Origin of the sequence: Nocardioides sp. NPDC004968 (genome assembly GCF_040608935.1) — a bacterium.
Classification (GTDB): Bacteria; Actinomycetota; Actinomycetes; order Propionibacteriales; family Nocardioidaceae; genus Nocardioides.
On the sequence record NZ_JBEXJF010000022.1, the window covers coordinates 1 to 16,013 of the forward strand.

Below are 16,013 nucleotides of genomic sequence, written 5' to 3' on the forward strand. Positions count from 1 at the left end.
CGTCAGGCTCTCAACGACGAGATCAACGCCGCCCTCGCTGGCGCCACGGCGGAGTGGTGGGAGGAGACGCTCCCTCGTGCCGTGTGGCACGAGGGGCGATCTCTTTGTGTTTCACGTGGAACGGGCTGGATCGGTGGTCTCGACGAGCTCGACCACCGGGCAGCTAGGACCAGTAGACGACGACCCGGTCGCCGATACGGATCTGGTCGAAGACCCAGGCGATAGACGACTTGTTGCGGACGTTCGCGCAGCCGTGGGAGCAGCCGTTGTAGCCGCGGGCGGCGAAGTCGGACGAGTAGTGCACCGCCTGGCCGCCGTTGAAGAACATCGCGTACGGCATGGGCGTGTGGTAGATCGAGGAGACGTGGTTGCGGCTCTTCTTGAAGACCTTGAACGCGCCCTCGCGGGTCTTGGTGTCGGAGCAACCGAAGCGGGCATCCATCGCCCGGATGATCTTGCCGGCGCGTACGTAGCGCATCCGACGGTCGGTCTTGTCGACGCAGAGCACGCGGCCGGTGAGGCAACGACGGTCGAGGTTGTAGAGCTTGGCATCGGTCGGCGTGCTCGTCAGGGAGCGGAGCCGGTCGAGCGTGCGCTGGTTGACCTTGCCCGTGATGGCCAGACGCTGGTTGCGCTGGAAGGCCTTCACGGCGCCGGTCGTCTTCGAGCCGTAGTTGCCGGTGACCCGGCCGCTGTAGATCCTCCGCTCCTTGAGGCGCGCCTGGATCTTGCGCACCCCGAGGCCGGTCGACCCCTGCTGGTAGAGGACGGTGTACGCCGTGTGCAGGCCGATCTGCCCGACGGAGGCCGACGGGGCAGTGGCCTGGGCGCTGCTCGGCGCCGCGATCGAGCCCAGGGAGAATCCCAAGGCGAGGATGGTGGTGAGGAAGATCGCCACCGGGGTTCTACGGACGTTCACATCAGCTCCGTGGGTCATGGATGGTGGCCCGGTCGCACGGGCCGCTGGAGTCGCACCCCGAGTGCGACGTTCTACGACTAAGACGTTCGAGCAGCGTGCGCGGTTGCATCAGATTCGCGAGGCTGCTCGCGGACTTTAGCGCACCCGACGCCCCGACGACGCCTTTGGGAACGCTTCTGCGAATTCGTTGGGCTGACGTTCTTCCAGGCGTCTTCAGCGAGGTGTGTTTCACGTGAAACGGGGTGGTCCTCGAGCCTGTCGAGATGACCATGCGCACGTGCAGTTCGTGGTCTCGACAGGCTCGACCACCGGTCCTCGTGCATGTGTGTGGGGTGGTCTCGACAGGCTCGACCACCGGTCCTCGTGCACGTGCGTGGGGTGGTCTCGACAGGCTCGACCACTGGTCATCGAGCTTGTCGAGATGACCGTTGCTGCTGAGTGGTCAGGCGTGTGGGGTCGTCGAGGTGTTGGCCAGGCGCGGGAGCTCGCCGAGCTCTCCTCTGATGAGCGCGAGCCGCTTGGCCCGACCCCAGTTCTGAATCTGTTTCTCCCGCATGAACGCATGCTCGACGTTGTCGTACTGCTCGTACCAGACGAGCTCCACGGGAAGGCGATGTCGGGTGTACTCCGAACCTAGGCCGACTCGGTGCTCGGTCATGCGGCGTTCGAGGTCTGTGGTGCTGCCGACGTAGAGAGTTCGGTCGGCGCACAGAAGCATGTATGTGTAAGCCATGTCCTCATCATGAGTGGCACCACCGACAGTCCCGGAGGTCGAGCTTGTCGAGACCTCTGTTCATCGAGGTGGTGGTCTCGACAGGCTCGACCACCGGTCATCGAGCTTGTCGAGATGACCCGGACGTACGTGCCGCAATGTCGGCAGGCTCGATCACCGGGAGTTCTTGGTTGTGCGTTTCACGTGAAACAGTTTGTGTGTGAGCGAGGAGCGTGGGGACTTGGGTGGCCTGGGCGAGGTGGACCCTCGGGCGGAGAAGGTCTTTCCGGCGGATCGGCTGGAGCTCGCGGAGAGGTACGCCGCCTGGCTGGCCGACGCGGGGGTTGTGCGAGGTCTGATCGGACCGCGGGAGGTTCCGAGGCTGTGGGATCGACACATCCTCAACTGCGCGGTGCTGGGGGAGGTGATCCCCGAAGGGGTCGCGGTGGCGGACATCGGGTCCGGAGCGGGACTCCCCGGTCTGGTCCTCGCGATCGCTCGACCGGATCTGAACATCACGCTGATCGAGCCGCTGCTGCGGCGTACGACCTTTCTCGAGGAGGTCGCTGAGGATCTCGGCCTAGAGAACGTGACGGTGCTGCGGGGGAGGGCGGATGCCTTCCACGGCGAGCTCGGGTTCGACGTGGTGACCTCGCGAGCCGTGGCCGGCTTGGGGAAGCTGCTCGACTGGTCGATGCCGTTGGTCGTCCCCACGGGTGCACTGGTCGCGATGAAGGGGTCGAGCATCGAGGCGGAGATCGAGGAGGCCGAAGCGGCGCTGAAGAAGTGGGGATGCGCGCCGCCGACGGTCTCAGAGCTCGGTGTTGACGTTTTGGAGACGACAACTGTTGCGGTTCGGGTGGTTTGGTCGGATCCCGCACGGGTAGATTGGCCGCCGGTCCCGAAGGGCGGCCAGAAAGGGCCCAAGGGCGGGTCCCGAAAGAAGAAGCGCCGCCGCTGAAGGTGGTCGAGCTTGTCGAGACCACGAGCTTTCGGGCGTGAGACGTCATCTCGACAAGCTCGATACACCGCATCTCGACAAGCTCGATGACCGAACGATGAGGATGAGGAAACATGCCGTACGACGACGAGAGCGCACAGAACGCCGTTTCACGTGAAACCGACGAACCGGTGTCGATCAGGCTCCGTACGGCCGGGGACATCGCGTCCTTCGAGAACGACTACGCCACAGAGGCGACGCCGCTGGCGGCTGCCGCCGAGCACACGCTCCTGGCGCGTGGTGCGGCGGGCAACCGGCCGCCGCTGCCGCGCCCGGCGAGCACGCGCGTGATCGTCTCCGCCAACCAGAAGGGCGGCGTCGGCAAGACCACCTCGACGGTGAACATCGCCGCGGCTCTGGCGCAGCTCGGTCAGAAGGTTCTCGTCATCGACCTCGACCCGCAGGGCAACGCCTGCACCGCGTTCGACGTCGACCACTTCCAGGGCACCCCGGGGACGTACGAGGTCCTGGTCGAGGGGGCCAGCCTCGAGAACGTCGTGGTTCCAGTCCCGAAGCTCGAGGGCCTCGAGCTCGTGCCGGCGACCATCGACCTGGCCGGTGCCGAGGTCGAGCTCGTCGAGGAGGACGGACGTGAGCAGCGCCTGAAGGAGGCGCTGGCCAGGTCTCCCCGAGTTGGTGACGCGGAGGACCGGTGGGACTACGTCCTCATCGACTGCCCGCCGTCGCTGGGCCTGCTCACGGTCAACGCGCTCGTCGCGAGCACCGAGGTGATGATCCCGATCCAGGCGGAGTACTACGCGCTGGAGGGCCTGGGCCAGCTCCTCAAGACCGTCGAGATGGTGCGCGCCGCGCTGAACCCGACCCTCAAGGTCTCCTCGATGCTGATCACGATGTACGACGCCCGCACCCGCCTCGCGTCGCAGGTCGCCGAGGAGGTGCGCGAACACTTCGGCGACACGGTCATGCGCACCTTCATCCCCCGCGCTGTGCGCGTGTCCGAGGCGCCGTCGTTCGGGCAGACGGTGATGACGTACGACCCCGGCTCGCCGGGTGCGCTGAGCTATCTCGAGGCCGCTAAGGAGCTCGCCAAACTGAGCGAGCACTGAGGTGATCGAGCTTGTCGAGATCACCATCAAGCAGCACGGAACTGACATGAAGAATCCGGTGGTCGAGCTTGTCGAGACCACCTTCAGCAGCGTGGAACTGACATGGGGGACATCCAGATATGAGTAAGCAGCCGCCGAAGCGTGGTCTCGGACGAGGGCTGGGATCGCTGATCCCGACCGCTCCTCCCGCTGGCGGAAACGAGTCGGCGGACAGCGCTCCTGTCCAGCCGGACGTCCGTCATTCGGACCTTTCCGCTGGAGCGACTTCTGGCCCATCCGTGGACCCCAGGTCCACCGACTCGGCGGAAGGCCGCCAGATCGAGAATTCGGATCTGGCGCCCGTCGACGGCGCGTATTTCGCGGAGCTGCCGGTCAAGCAGATTCATCCCAACCATGTGCAGCCTCGTCAGGTCTTCGACGAGGAAGCGATGGCCGAACTGGTCCATTCGATCGAAGAAATCGGCCTCCTGCAGCCCATCGTCGTCCGGAAAGTGGCGGCCGACTCCTACGAGCTGGTCATGGGTGAGCGCCGGTGGCGCGCCACCCAGCAGGCCGGCCTCGATGTCATCCCCGCGATCGTCCGCGAGACCGACGACACCGACATGCTCCGGGACGCGCTCCTGGAGAACCTGCACCGCTCGCAGCTGAACCCCCTCGAAGAGGCGGCGGCCTACCAGCAGTTGCTCAGCGACTTCGAGTGCACCCACGACGAGCTCGCCCAGCGGATCGGTCGGTCGCGGCCACAGATCTCCAACACGATCCGGCTCCTGAAGCTGTCCCCGTCGGTCCAGCGCCGGGTCGCCGCCGGCGTGCTCTCGGCCGGTCACGCCCGGGCGCTGCTCGCCGTCGACGGCGAGGCCCAGCAGGACAAGCTGGCTCAGAAGGTGGTCGCGGAAGGCATCTCCGTACGCGGCCTCGAGGAGATCGTCGCCCTGGGTGATCCTGACGGCGACGCATTCGCCACGCCGCGGGTGAGGCGAGCCAAGCCCACTGCTCCTGGGCTCAAGGAGATCTCCGACAAGCTCTCGGACCGTTTCGACACCCGGGTCAAGGTCGATCTGGGGCGCTCCAAGGGAAAGATCACCGTCGAGTTCGCCACCCTGGACGACCTGCGTCGGATCGTCGAGCTGATGTCACCCGTACCCGACGAATCCATTTAGACATCAAGCGCTAAAGCGCTTTGTCGACAAATAGATTTCTACCCGGCCATCGAGCGTAGGTCCGGCCCATCGAGCGCATCCCGGTCATCGAGCCTGTCGAGATGACCCTTGGCGGCGGGACGGCGTGGTCTCGACAGGCTCGACCACCGGGGGTGTCCGGTCATCGAGCTTGTCGAGATGACCCCTTGTGCCAGCACGAGTGGTCTCGACAAGCTCGACCACCGGCGGCTGAGCTACTGCGTGTTCGTCGAGGGGTGCTCGGCGCCGCGGATGGGGAGACCTGGGATCGGGCCGGTAGCACCGAACGTCTCGAGGAGCTCCATCTCGGCTTCGATGACACCCGCCAGGCGACGTACGCCTTCTCGGATCCGCTCCGGAGTGGGATAGCAGTAGGAGATCCGCATCGAGGAGGCGCCGAAGCCGTCGGCGAAGAAGCCGGTGCCGGGGACGAACGCGACTCGCGAAGTGACCGCGCGAGGCAGCATCGCCTTGCTGTCGATGCCGGAGGGGAGCGTCAGCCAGACGAAGAAGCCGCCGTCGGGCTTGGTCCAGGTGCAGGCCGCGGGCATGTAGTCCTCGAGCGCGTCGAGCATGGCGTCGCGGCGCTCGCGGTACATCTCCCGCATCTGCTTGATCTGGCCCTGCCAGTCGTGGTTCGAGAGATAGGCGGACACGGCCATCTGGTTGAACGGCGGCGGACAGAGCGTCGCAGACTCCTGGGCGAGGACCAGCTTCTCGCGGATCGCGGAGGGAGCCAGCGCCCAGCCGACCCGCAGGCCGGGGGAGAACGTCTTGGAGAAGGAGCCGAGGTAGATGACACCCGGGTCCTGGGCGCGCATCGCCGGGCGGGGCTCATCGTCGAAGCCCAGGAGGCCGTAGGGGTTGTCCTCGAGGACCAGGATGTCGTGGCGCCGGCAGATCTCGAGGATCTCGGTGCGTCGCTCGGGCGTCATGGTGACGCCCGTCGGATTCTGGAAGTTCGGGATCGTGTAGAGGAACTTCACCTTGCGGCCAGAGGCCTTGGTCGACACGATCGCCTGCTCGAGCGCGCTCGGGATCAGGCCGCTGGCGTCGACCTCGGCGTGCACGATGTCGCACTGGTAGCCCTTGAAGACACCGAGAGCACCGACGTACGAAGGGGCCTCGCAGATCACCACGTCGCCGGGGTCGCAGAAGACGCGGGTGACCAGGTCGACGGCCTGCTGGGAGCCGACGGTGACGACGACGTCGTCGGGGTGGGCCTCGATCCCCTCCAGGCGCATGACCTCGCAGATCTGCTCGCGCAGGACGGGATCACCCTGGCCGCCGCCGTACTGCAGGGCCGTGGGCCCCTGGCTCAGGATGAGGTCCTTGATCGAGTCGCCGACCACGTCCAGCGGGAGGCTGGAGATGTTGGGCATGCCGCCTGCGAGCGAGACCACCTCGGGACGGGCTGCCACGGCGAAGAGGGCCCGGACCTCCGAGACCGTCATGCCTGCCGTGCGCGCGGCGTAGCGGTCCGCGTACGGGTCGAGGCGGGATGATGTTGCGCGCTGGGGAAGATCAGTCATGGTGTCACCATCATGAAGGATCGCATACGCTGGTGACAGACCCTTAACCCAGGATCAATGGTGAGACATGGCACGCCGCGTTCTGCCGCTGACGCTGGATCTCTTCTCCGAGGTCCCGGCGCCGTGCCGCGCCTGCCTGTTCTGGGAACGTGATCCAGTCGGCCATCGCCGCGTCGACTCCTCGCAGTCGATCGGGGTGAAGGAGGCGTGGATCTCCGAGGTGCTCCGCGAGTGGGGATCCTGCGGGCGGGTGGCAGTGGTGGACGGTACGCCGGCGGGGTTCGTGCTCTACGCGCCGCCGGTCTTTGTCCCGCGGGTGGCCTCGTTCCCGTCGGGACCGGTCTCCGGCGATGCCGTCCTGATGACCACGGTGTGGATCGATCCGCGTCGAGCCGGCGGCGGGATCGGCCGGATGCTGGTGCAGGGAATGGCTCGTGACCTGGTCCAACGCGGTCAGTTCCGGGCGATCGAGGCCTTCGGCGACGTCGGGCCGATGAGCGGGATCCACGGTCGCCGCTGCGCCGCCCCGGCCGACTTCCTCGGCCGGGTCGGGTTCAAGACCCACCGCGACCACCCCACCGTCCCGCGGATGCGGATGGACCTGAAGCAGACGGTCACCTGGATCGACGATTTCGAGTCCGCCTGGGAGCGGTTGCGGGACGTCGTACGTCCACGCAGCCACCCGTCGCCTGCCTCCACCGAGCTGCATCGCGACGGCGAGTGAATGTTTCCCGTGAAACGGTGGTCCACCCGGTGGTCGAGCTTGTCGAGACCACCAAAGCCTCCGCCACAACTGCAGTCTCGCCCGCCATTTGTGCCAACTCGGCCGACGTAAGTGACGCCTCGGCTAAATGACGTTGGCCCGCCACCTCAACAGGTGGCGGGCCATCGTGTGACAGCTGGTGTCAGCCGATGAACTCCTGCAGCTCCTTGAGGAGCGCGGCCTTCGGCTTGGCGCCGACGATGGACTTCACGACCTCGCCGCCCTGGTAGACGTTGATGGTCGGGATGCCGGTCACGCGGTAGGTGGAGGGGGTGACCGGGTTCTCGTCGACGTTCATCTTGGTGAAGGTGACCTTGTCACCGTGCTCGCCGGCGAGCTCCTCGAGGATCGGGGAGACCTGGCGGCACGGGCCGCACCACTCGGCCCAGAAGTCGACCAGTACGGGCTTGTCGGACTTCAGAACGGTCGAGTCGAACTCGGCGTCGGTCACGGCGGTCATGTTGTCAGCCACGATGGGTTCCTTCTTCGGTAGGGACGTGTTTGGGAGGTCTGTTGAGTTGAACGCTTGGCCTATGTGCCGCATTCCCGGTGGTCGAGCTTGTCGAGCGGTGTATCGAGCTTGTCGAGATGACCACCGTAGACAGGAGGATCAGGCAGAGACGGCAGCCGCCTCGGCGTGGGCCTGGTGGGCGAGGAACTTCTCGGCGTCGAGCGCGGCCTGGCAACCGGTGCCGGCGGCGGTGATCGCCTGACGGTAGACGTGGTCGACCAGGTCACCGGCGGCGAAGACGCCTTCGATGTTGGTGGCCGTGGTGCCGTCCTTGGTGAGGACGTAGCCGTCGTCGTCGAGGTCGACCTGCCCGGTGAGCAACTCGGACCGCGGGATGTGCCCGATCGCGATGAACAGGCCGGCGCACTCGAGGTCGCGCAGCTCGCCGGTCTTGGTGTCCTTGACGGTGATGCTCTCCACGGAGAGCTCGCCGTTGATGGACTCGACCACGGAGTTCCAGGCGATCTCGAGCTTCGGGTCGGCGAAGGCGCGCTCCTGCATGATCTTGGAAGCGCGCAGCTCGTCACGGCGTACGAGCAGGGTGACCGAGGAGCCGAAGCGGGTCAGGAAGAGGGCCTCCTCCAGCGCGGAGTCGCCGCCGCCGACGACCACGATGGGCTTCTGCCGGAAGAAGAAGCCGTCGCAGGTGGCACACCAGGAGACGCCCTTGCCGGACAGCTCGTCCTCGCGGGGCAGGCCGAGCTTCTTGTAGCCCGAGCCGGTCGCGAGGATGACGGACTTCGCGTAGTGGGTATCGGTCGCGGTCCTGATGACCTTCACCGGGCCGGTCAGGTCCATCTCGATCACGTCGTCGGGCTCGAGCTCGGCACCGAAACGCTCCGCCTGGGCACGCATGTTGTCCATCAGCTCCGGGCCCATGATGCCGTCACGGAACCCGGGGAAGTTCTCCACGTCAGTGGTGTTCATCAGGGCGCCACCGGCGGTCACCGACCCCTCGAAGACGAGCGGCTGCAGTCCGGCGCGGGCGCTGTAGACCGCTGCGGTGTAGCCCGACGGGCCGGAGCCCACGACGATCACGTTGCGGGGGTCTGTCGGGGACGACGGGGTCGGCATCTTTGGCTCCTCAAGTGTGGCTGGCGAACTGCACAACAGATCGTAGGCCACGTACATTCCACGGCCCTGAACGCCGAGAGATCCCGGCTCTGGTCAGGAGACGGGGGTGCCGAGTACCTGGATCTCGTTGACCTCGGTTCGGTAGCCCCCGTTATAGGGCGGCAGACCGGTGATCCAGACGAGTACGTAGCTGCCCTCGGGGGCGTCGTCGAGCTTGATCTCACCGGTTCGCCCGACGTTGCCTTCGCCGGCGCTGTTGCCGGTTGGGTCATCGTTCCAGGTCGAGTCACCGACGTAGACCGAGATGTCGGTGGGTTCGGCGTTCATGTTGAACTTGACGCTGTCCACCGCGTATTCGCCCTTGAGGTTGAGCACGATGCCGATGCCAGGCTTGAGCGACTGGGGACCGTCGCCGATCTGATCGTTGTAAGTCTGGGTGCGCCAGTTGGTGGACGGGTCGTTGGACCCGTCGACAACGCCGCCGACGAGGTCGGGGTACTCCGTGGGCGGGTCGCCGTGGGGATCAAGGTCCTTGGCGGTGATGCCCTTGATGGGGGTCGGTTTGGCCTCGGCTGTGGTGTCGCCGCCGTTGTTGCCGGTGCCGGGGTTCTCGGCGGTCGTGTCGGGGTCGTCGCTGATGATGTTCCAGGCGATCGAGCCGGCGATGAGGACCAGGACCACGAGGCCTACGCCCATCGCGATGCGGAGCCAGTTGGTGCCGGGCTTCTGGTTGTAGTCCGGCTCTTCGGCGATCGGTACGTTGGCGCCGGTCCACGGGCCCTGCCAGCCGTTGTAGGAGGCATCCGGGGCCACCGGCCGCCGGGCCGCGGCGGGGGGAGCCTGCTGCGGGCGCTGCGGCGGGACGTAGCCCGGGGTCTCGTCGGCGAACAGCGGCTTCGACGGGGTCGGGTCCTGCATCGGCGGCGGGGAGGACGGGCGCTGGCGCTGGGGGCGTACGGCATCGGGGGCCACGCCGATGGCGTTCGACGCCGCCCGTGCCTCGGCCGGCTCGGCCTGGGTCGGCGGAGCCATCGCCTGGGTCTCCTCGTCGATGGCAGAGGGACGATTGAGCGGAGCGGTCGGCTCCCCGGAGAAGCCGGCGAGCGCGGAGTGCAGCTCGGCTGCGGTCAGCGGCGGCATGTCGGCGCCGCTGCCCAGCACCCGGTCGCACAGGTCGTCGAGGGGACGCGGCACGCCGGCGCGTACCTGCCGGGGACGGAGCACGCGGCCGTGGTCACGCGGCGCGGGCGGCATCGAAGAGAGGGTCTCGCCGGCCCATTTGCCGGTCAGGGCGGCGTAGAGGACGCCGACGGCGTCGACTCGGTCGCGCCGCTGGGAGTCGCGGGTGTCGGGGTCGATCCCGTGCAGCGCGGCGTCGACGCCGAAGCCGATGACGCGCACCGCGCCGAGGTCGTCGAGCAGCACGGCCTCGGGGTTGAGGCGGCCGTGGGCGTGGCCCTGGTCGTGGGCCAGGACCAGCAGGTCGGCGACCTCGGAGGCGATCCAGGCGGCCTGCTGCGGCGGCAGCGGGCCGCCGGCGGCCAGCGCGTTCTCCAGCGACGCGCCCTCGCCCCACTCGTTGACGACGTACGCCACCTGGTCGGTCTGGGCGGCGTCGAGGACGCGCAGCATCCGGGGGTCACCGACGGCAGCGGAGTTGCGGGCCGCGGCCATCAGGCGCGGCGCTCGCTCGTCGCGGGCGTCGAGGACGTGGACCGCAACCGGGCGGCCGAGCACCGCGTCCTGGGCGCGCCAGAAGCGTCCCTCGCGGGACTCGCTCAGCAGATCCGTCAGTTGGTATCTGCCGGCGAGGACGTCGCCTGATTGCGTGAACTCCATATCGGACCCAATTCTTTCAGACCGTGCCAGACAGTGCGGAGGCTGTCCGATGATGGTCAGCGACGCAGCCGTCGGGCGACCTGTTGCACCATCGTGGTCAGCTCCTTGACCTGGGCAGCCTGCGCCCCGAGGAGCAGCATGCCGAGATGCAGCGCCCCGACGATAGCGGCCCCGATCAAGGCCAGCACCATCGTCGGCTCGTCGTTGATCATGCCCAGCGCCGTGCGGAGCAGCCATGCGGCGGCCGCGGCGACGACCGTCACCATGACCAGGCGGGCGAGGAACCCGAGCAGCCCGCGACCGTCCAGGTCTCCGAGCGTGCGCTTGAGCACGACGTACGAGACGACGGAGCCGACCAGGTAGGCCAGCGAGTAGGCGGCGGCCAGCGCCGGGGCGGTGTACTCCGCGGAGACGGCCCTGGTCAGCACCAGCGCGGCGACGATGTTGGTGGTGGCGACCGAGCACTGGATGAAGAAGACGGTGCGGTTCTTCTCCAGCGAGTAGAAGCCGCGCAGCAGCAGGTAGTGGATCGTGAAGAAGACCAGCCCTGCCGCGAAGATCGACAGCGTCGGGGCGTACTCCTTGAACGCGTCGGCGCCTGCGCCGTAGCCGAACAGGATGTGGGCGATGTCCTCGGAGAGCACCGGGAGGAGCGCGGCGATCGGAATCACGATGGCGAGCGCGTTGCGCAGCTGGTGCGACAGCGTACGTCCGAGCTCAGGCAGCTCGCCGGCGGCGCCGTAGCGCGACAGGAGCGGCAGGATCGCCGTCGCCAGGGAGACGGTGATGATCGAGTGGGGCACCTGGGTGACCAGGAAGCTGTTGGAGTAGACCGTGTAACCGGTGCCGCCCGCAGCCGAACCGGTCGAGGCCAGCCGCGTCACGATCGTGTACGCCACCTGGTTCACGACCACGAAGAGCACCGTCCACATGCCCAGCTTCGCGGTCTGCGAGAGCCCTGCTCCGCGGAAGTCGAAGCGCGGGCGGAAGCGTACGCCCACCTTGTGCAGCACCGGCAGGAGCAGCAGGAACTGGAGAACGATGCCGAGAGTCGAGCCCAGCCCCAGAAGGATCTCCTGGCCCGTGGTGAAGCCACCGACGTCGGAGGGACCGAAGACGACGAGGTAGATCACCAGGGTCGAGATCGCGATGATGTTGTTGGCGATCGGCGCCCACATCATCGGGCCGAAGCTGCCGCGGGCGTTGAGCACCTGCCCGACGAGCACGAACATCCCGTAGAAGAAGACCTGCGGTAGGCACCAGCGGGCGAAGTCGATGGCCGACTCGAGCTGGGCCTCGTGATCGGCGTTGTACCAGTCGGCGCCGAGGTAGAGGCGCATCAGCCATGGCGCGCCGATCACCAGGAGGATCGTGACGACACCGAGGAAGAGCCCGGCGAGCGTGATGATCCGGTCGGTGTAGGCGGTCCCGCCGTCCTCATCGTTCTTCTGCGCCTTCACCAGCTGCGGCACGAGCACCGCGTTGAAGACACCGCCCGCCAACAGGATGTAGAGCATGTTGGGCACGGTGTTGGCGATGTTGAAGACGTCGGCGTGCAGGCCGGAGCCCAGCGCCGCGACCAGGAGCGCTGAGCGGATGAACCCGCTGGCCCGGGAGAAGAGCGTCCCCGCGGCCATCACCGCGCTGTTGGCCAGGACCGAGCCTCCGCCGGACTTCTGCTCGGTGGCTGTCACAACACTCCTGACGTACGTGCTTTCTTGGCCTTCATGATGCGCCTGGTGAGTCGCACGGCGATCGCCGCGAACAGTAGCGCGCAGCCGGTGCCGACGAACCACCAGATCACACCGCTCACCTGCGAGGGGCGGATGGGTACGGAGGCGTGGGCGCCCAGCGGGTTGCCCTTGGTGTCGGTGACGACGATCAGGGCGGTGTGGGTGCCGGTGTCGCGCATGCTCGCGGCGAGGTTGAAGCTGGCCTTGGAGTTGGCATCGAGCTGGACGGGCTCGGAGGTCGCGACCCGCAGCGACTCGTCGGTGATCGCGTCCAGCCGCACCGTGACGGGCTCGTCGAGCTCGTTGCTCAGGGTGACCTGGAACTCGCCGCCCTTCATGCTGGAGAGGATCACCTTCGGCGGTACGGCCACGGTGACCGAGCTCAGCTCGGAGCTGACCTGGCTGAGCGCGTCGGCGGCCGGGTCGGCGTCGTCCTTGCGGGCGGAGTAGGAGGTCGAGGTCAGGGCCTCGTTGACGATGTCGGAGGCGACCTCGTCGTTGTGGGTCAGGATCCGCTGCAGCATCTCACCGGCGCCGATGAGCTCGTTGGCCGTGTCGATCCGGTCGGTGGAGATCTCGGCCTTCATCTCTCGGCGCGGGTAGCGGAGCTTGTCGGCCGTGATCGAAGTCGGCTTGTGCCCAGCGAGCGCCTCGTCCAGCGTCGAGGACGAGATCCAGGCGGCCTTGTTCCACGGGGTGACGAACGAGGCGGCGCTCTGCGGAGGGTGCCAGCCGTCGGGGAGGACCGCGACGAGCGGCTTGCCGGAGCCGCGGAGCAGGGCGGCCTCGGCGACGAGACGCTGGCGCACCGAGATCGCGTCGATCGGGTCGTTGGGTCCGGGCCCGCCGGCGGCGGCACCGGAGGAGGTCACGATCATCTGGTGACCGTCGAGGTCGGCAATGACCGGCGTGGTGCCGCGGAACATCCTGTCGCTGACCAGGTTGACCGCGCCCGGCTCGAGCAGGTTGACCGCGGCACGGTCGAGGTAGCCGGTCGGCGGCGCGACGGCCGAGGTCGCCTTGATGCCGAGCTCGGCGAGCGCTTGGGCGGTGTGCTCACGCGCCGTGGCCAGCAGGTCGGGGTCGGTCGTGGCGAGCGCGGACAGGTCCGGATCGGCGTACGGGAGGGCGATCAGGTTGTGGCCGGCTAGCGCGTCCTCGAGGCGACCCAGCCAGACCGTCGCGGCCTTCTGCGCGGCCTCGGCCTCCTCGTCGATCGCCTTCTCGGCGTCGGTGTCGGTGCTGGGCGAGGGGCTCGGCAGCAGCGCGGAGGCGGAGGGCGAGGCACTCTGGCTGCCGCTCTCCTCCGGCTCCTCCTCGCCCTCGTCCGTCGGCGCAAGGTTGCGGGCGGGGTTGCCCTCGGCGAGGTTGCGTACGGCATCGATCAGGGCGGGATCGATGGCCCAGGTCAGGTCGGGCATCTCGGCGCCGGTCTCGAGCATCCGGAAGAGGCGTCCGCCGGCGCCCAGGTCGCGGGTCCAGCCCGGGAGGTAGTTCACGCTGCCGTCGCCGTTGTAGACGACGCTGCGCCGCAGCGGCATGACCAGGGACACCTTCTCGGCCTTGGCCTTCTTGTTGGGCTCCTTGACCAGCGGAAGGAAGGTGCGTGCCCGACCGTCGGCGGTGTTGGGCGTGGTGGAGCCGAGCGCGTGGACCCCGAACCAGTAGACCCCGGGCTCGGTGACCTGCAGCAGCCTGCGCGGCACCGAGAGCGACCACGAGTAGGTCTCGCCGGGCGCGAGGTCGGGGATCGCTGCGTACGTCCCCTCGGTCACGATCCGCTCGCCGACCAGGGCGTCCGCGGGCATCTCGGCGGCCTCGGCCAGTTCCTCGGAGGTGGTCATCGGCGTGTCGCCCACGAACGGGTAGACCTTGACGCCGTGCCACTCCTCGTCGGTGGTGTTGACGACCTTGCCGCGCATGGTGATCCGGCCCTTGGTGCGGCCGTCGAGGCTGACGGTGTCGAGCTCGTCGATGCTCATCGCCAGCGGGTCGGGCTCCGCGGTCTCCTCCGCGGCCCGGGCCGGAGCGGCCAGCGTGGTCGCGGACAGCATCAGCAGAAGGGGTGCCAGCAGCACCAGGACGAGTGCGGCGGGGACTCGCCCATGTGGCCTTGGCGGCCTCGCCTGATGCTGGCGGACTGGCATGACTTCGAGAATATCTTTCAGGGGGTGCGGTCCTCGTAGACTGCGGCGTTGTGTCCGACAGCCAGCTTCCCCCGATCAGCGTCGCCGATGTTCAGCGATCGGTGACTGCTGAACTGGACCGTATCGCACCGGTCATCGACTCCCTAGGTGAGGTCTTCGCTCGCTCGGGCTTCGAGCTGGCGCTCGTCGGCGGCCCCGTCCGCGACGCGATGCTCGGCCGGCCGCACAACGACCTCGACTTCGCGACCTCGGCCCGCCCCGAGGAGACCGAGAAGATCTTGCGTACGTGGGGCGAGGCGCTGTGGGACATGGGCCGCGACTTCGGCACCATCGGCACCCGCAAGGGCCCGTGGCAGATCGAGGTCACCACCTACCGCTCAGAGGCCTACGCCGCCGACTCCCGCAAGCCCGCGGTGGCCTACGGCACGTCCCTGGCCGACGATCTCGTACGCCGCGACTTCACCGTCAACGCGATGGCCGTGCAGCTTCCTGGCCGCGAGGTCGTCGACCTCTACGGCGGCGTCGTCGACCTGGCGACCCGGGTGCTGCGTACGCCGGGGACGCCGGAGGCGTCGTTCTCCGACGACCCGCTGCGGATGATGCGGGCGGCACGGTTCGCCGCCCAGCTCGGTTTCACGGTGGCCCCCGAGGTCGTCGCCGCGATGAAGGACATGGCCTCGCGGATCTCGATCATCTCCGCCGAGCGGGTCCGCGACGAGCTGGTGAAGCTGATCTGCGCGCCCTACCCGCGACGTGGCCTCTCGCTGCTGGCCGAGACCGGGCTGGCCGACCTGGTGCTGCCCGAGCTGACCGCGCTGCGGATGGAGCGCGACGAGCACAACCGGCACAAGGACGTCTACGAGCACACGCTGACCGTGCTCGAGCAGTCGATCGACCAGGAGGCGCGTCTCGGTGGCGGCCCCGACTTCGTGTCCCGGTTCGCGGCGCTGATGCATGACGTCGGCAAGCCGCGCACCCGGAAGTTCCACGATGACGGCACGGTCTCGTTCCACCACCACGACGTCGTCGGCGCCAAGATGACCCGCAAGCGGATGAAGGCGCTGCGCTTCTCCAACGACGAGATCGAGGCGGTCTCCTCGCTCGTCGAGCTGCACCTGCGCTTCCACGGCTACGGCGACGGTGAATGGACCGACTCCGCGGTCCGTCGTTATGTGAGGGATGCCGGAGACCAGCTCCAGCGGCTCCACGTGCTCACCCGCGCCGACTGCACCACCCGCAACCGCCGCAAGGCCGACCGTCTCGCCCGCACCTACGACGCCCTCGAGGCCCGCATCGAGCGGATCTCCGAGGAGGAGGAGCTCGCTGCCCTCCGCCCCGCGCTCGACGGCAACCAGATCATGTCGCTCCTCGACATCCCTCCCGGGCGGGATGTCGGGGCGGCGTACAAGTTCCTCATGGACCTGCGCCTCGACGAAGGAATCCTCTCCGAGGACGAGGCGGCCAAGCGGCTCCTGGACTGGTGGGCCGAGCGCTCCGCATAGCCCGTTCGGGCTATATCGCTCGGCATGGTTCAGCCT

At 67.8% G+C, this 16,013-nt stretch carries 13 protein-coding genes; 5 read left to right on the top strand and 8 right to left on the bottom strand.

What is annotated here, in order from left to right:
* Positions 1-163: 163 nt before the first annotated feature.
* Positions 164-919 carry a L,D-transpeptidase family protein gene (locus tag ABZU72_RS18940; RefSeq protein ID WP_355020381.1) on the bottom strand — a complete coding sequence of 252 codons (756 nt, stop codon included), beginning with the start codon at positions 917-919 and terminating at the stop codon, positions 164-166.
* Between the two features lie 442 nt (positions 920-1,361).
* Positions 1,362-1,652 (bottom strand): GIY-YIG nuclease family protein, encoded by a 291-nt coding sequence (locus tag ABZU72_RS18945; RefSeq protein ID WP_355020382.1) that lies wholly within the window; start codon positions 1,650-1,652, stop codon positions 1,362-1,364.
* A 199-nt stretch (positions 1,653-1,851) separates the two neighbouring features.
* Here ABZU72_RS18945 and rsmG point away from each other — a divergent pair, with 199 nt between their 5' ends.
* The 3 genes from rsmG to ABZU72_RS18960 all read left to right on the top strand — a co-directional run bounded on the left by rsmG (position 1,852) and on the right by ABZU72_RS18960 (position 4,858).
* Positions 1,852-2,592: a 16S rRNA (guanine(527)-N(7))-methyltransferase RsmG gene (gene rsmG / locus ABZU72_RS18950; protein WP_355020383.1), complete on the top strand. Its 741-nt coding sequence runs from the start codon at positions 1,852-1,854 to the stop codon at positions 2,590-2,592.
* 113 nt (positions 2,593-2,705) lie between these two features.
* Positions 2,706-3,698 (top strand): ParA family protein, encoded by a 993-nt coding sequence (locus ABZU72_RS18955; protein ID WP_355020384.1) that lies wholly within the window; start codon positions 2,706-2,708, stop codon positions 3,696-3,698.
* A gap of 119 nt (positions 3,699-3,817) precedes the next feature.
* Positions 3,818-4,858 carry a ParB/RepB/Spo0J family partition protein gene (locus ABZU72_RS18960; RefSeq protein WP_355020385.1) on the top strand — a complete coding sequence of 347 codons (1,041 nt, stop codon included), beginning with the start codon at positions 3,818-3,820 and terminating at the stop codon, positions 4,856-4,858.
* A 233-nt stretch (positions 4,859-5,091) separates the two neighbouring features.
* Here ABZU72_RS18960 and ABZU72_RS18965 read toward each other — a convergent pair whose 3' ends face one another.
* A complete protein-coding gene (locus ABZU72_RS18965) occupies positions 5,092-6,408 on the bottom strand; it encodes a PLP-dependent aminotransferase family protein (RefSeq protein ID WP_355020386.1) in 1,317 nt (438 codons plus the stop codon).
* Between the two features lie 67 nt (positions 6,409-6,475).
* Here ABZU72_RS18965 and ABZU72_RS18970 point away from each other — a divergent pair, with 67 nt between their 5' ends.
* Positions 6,476-7,132 (top strand): GNAT family N-acetyltransferase, encoded by a 657-nt coding sequence (locus ABZU72_RS18970; protein WP_355020387.1) that lies wholly within the window; start codon positions 6,476-6,478, stop codon positions 7,130-7,132.
* Between the two features lie 181 nt (positions 7,133-7,313).
* Here the strand turns inward: ABZU72_RS18970 and trxA are convergent, their stop codons facing one another.
* The 5 genes from trxA to ABZU72_RS18995 all read right to left on the bottom strand — a co-directional run bounded on the left by trxA (position 7,314) and on the right by ABZU72_RS18995 (position 14,475).
* Entirely contained in the window at positions 7,314-7,631 is a 318-nt protein-coding gene (trxA, locus tag ABZU72_RS18975; RefSeq protein ID WP_176883721.1) for a thioredoxin, read from the bottom strand.
* A gap of 150 nt (positions 7,632-7,781) precedes the next feature.
* Positions 7,782-8,756 (bottom strand): thioredoxin-disulfide reductase, encoded by a 975-nt coding sequence (gene trxB, locus ABZU72_RS18980; RefSeq protein WP_355020388.1) that lies wholly within the window; start codon positions 8,754-8,756, stop codon positions 7,782-7,784.
* Positions 8,757-8,849: 93 nt separating this feature from the next.
* Positions 8,850-10,595 carry a hypothetical protein gene (locus tag ABZU72_RS18985; RefSeq protein WP_355020389.1) on the bottom strand — a complete coding sequence of 582 codons (1,746 nt, stop codon included), beginning with the start codon at positions 10,593-10,595 and terminating at the stop codon, positions 8,850-8,852.
* A 56-nt stretch (positions 10,596-10,651) separates the two neighbouring features.
* Positions 10,652-12,289, bottom strand: coding sequence for a murein biosynthesis integral membrane protein MurJ (gene murJ / locus ABZU72_RS18990; protein ID WP_355020390.1), 1,638 nt, complete (start codon positions 12,287-12,289; stop codon positions 10,652-10,654).
* Positions 12,286-14,475 (bottom strand): DUF6049 family protein, encoded by a 2,190-nt coding sequence (locus ABZU72_RS18995; protein WP_355020391.1) that lies wholly within the window; start codon positions 14,473-14,475, stop codon positions 12,286-12,288. The genes murJ and ABZU72_RS18995 overlap by 4 nt, the downstream gene beginning before the upstream one ends.
* 74 nt (positions 14,476-14,549) lie before the next feature.
* Here ABZU72_RS18995 and ABZU72_RS19000 point away from each other — a divergent pair, with 74 nt between their 5' ends.
* Entirely contained in the window at positions 14,550-15,977 is a 1,428-nt protein-coding gene (locus ABZU72_RS19000; protein ID WP_355020453.1) for a CCA tRNA nucleotidyltransferase, read from the top strand.
* The last annotated feature ends 36 nt before the right edge of the window (positions 15,978-16,013 follow it).

Excerpts from the sequence above, each read along its gene's own strand:
- ABZU72_RS18945 (WP_355020382.1), bottom strand. The coding sequence starts at position 1,652 with ATGGCTTACACATACATGCTTCTGTGCGCCGACCGAACTCTCTACGTC.
- ABZU72_RS18955 (WP_355020384.1), top strand. The coding sequence starts at position 2,706 with ATGCCGTACGACGACGAGAGCGCACAGAACGCCGTTTCACGTGAAACC.
- ABZU72_RS18960 (WP_355020385.1), top strand. The coding sequence starts at position 3,818 with ATGAGTAAGCAGCCGCCGAAGCGTGGTCTCGGACGAGGGCTGGGATCG.
- ABZU72_RS18965 (WP_355020386.1), bottom strand. The coding sequence starts at position 6,408 with ATGACTGATCTTCCCCAGCGCGCAACATCATCCCGCCTCGACCCGTAC.
- ABZU72_RS18970 (WP_355020387.1), top strand. The coding sequence starts at position 6,476 with ATGGCACGCCGCGTTCTGCCGCTGACGCTGGATCTCTTCTCCGAGGTC.
- trxA (WP_176883721.1), bottom strand. The coding sequence starts at position 7,631 with ATGACCGCCGTGACCGACGCCGAGTTCGACTCGACCGTTCTGAAGTCC.
- trxB (WP_355020388.1), bottom strand. The coding sequence starts at position 8,756 with ATGCCGACCCCGTCGTCCCCGACAGACCCCCGCAACGTGATCGTCGTG.
- ABZU72_RS18985 (WP_355020389.1), bottom strand. The coding sequence starts at position 10,595 with ATGGAGTTCACGCAATCAGGCGACGTCCTCGCCGGCAGATACCAACTG.
- ABZU72_RS18995 (WP_355020391.1), bottom strand. The coding sequence starts at position 14,475 with ATGCCAGTCCGCCAGCATCAGGCGAGGCCGCCAAGGCCACATGGGCGA.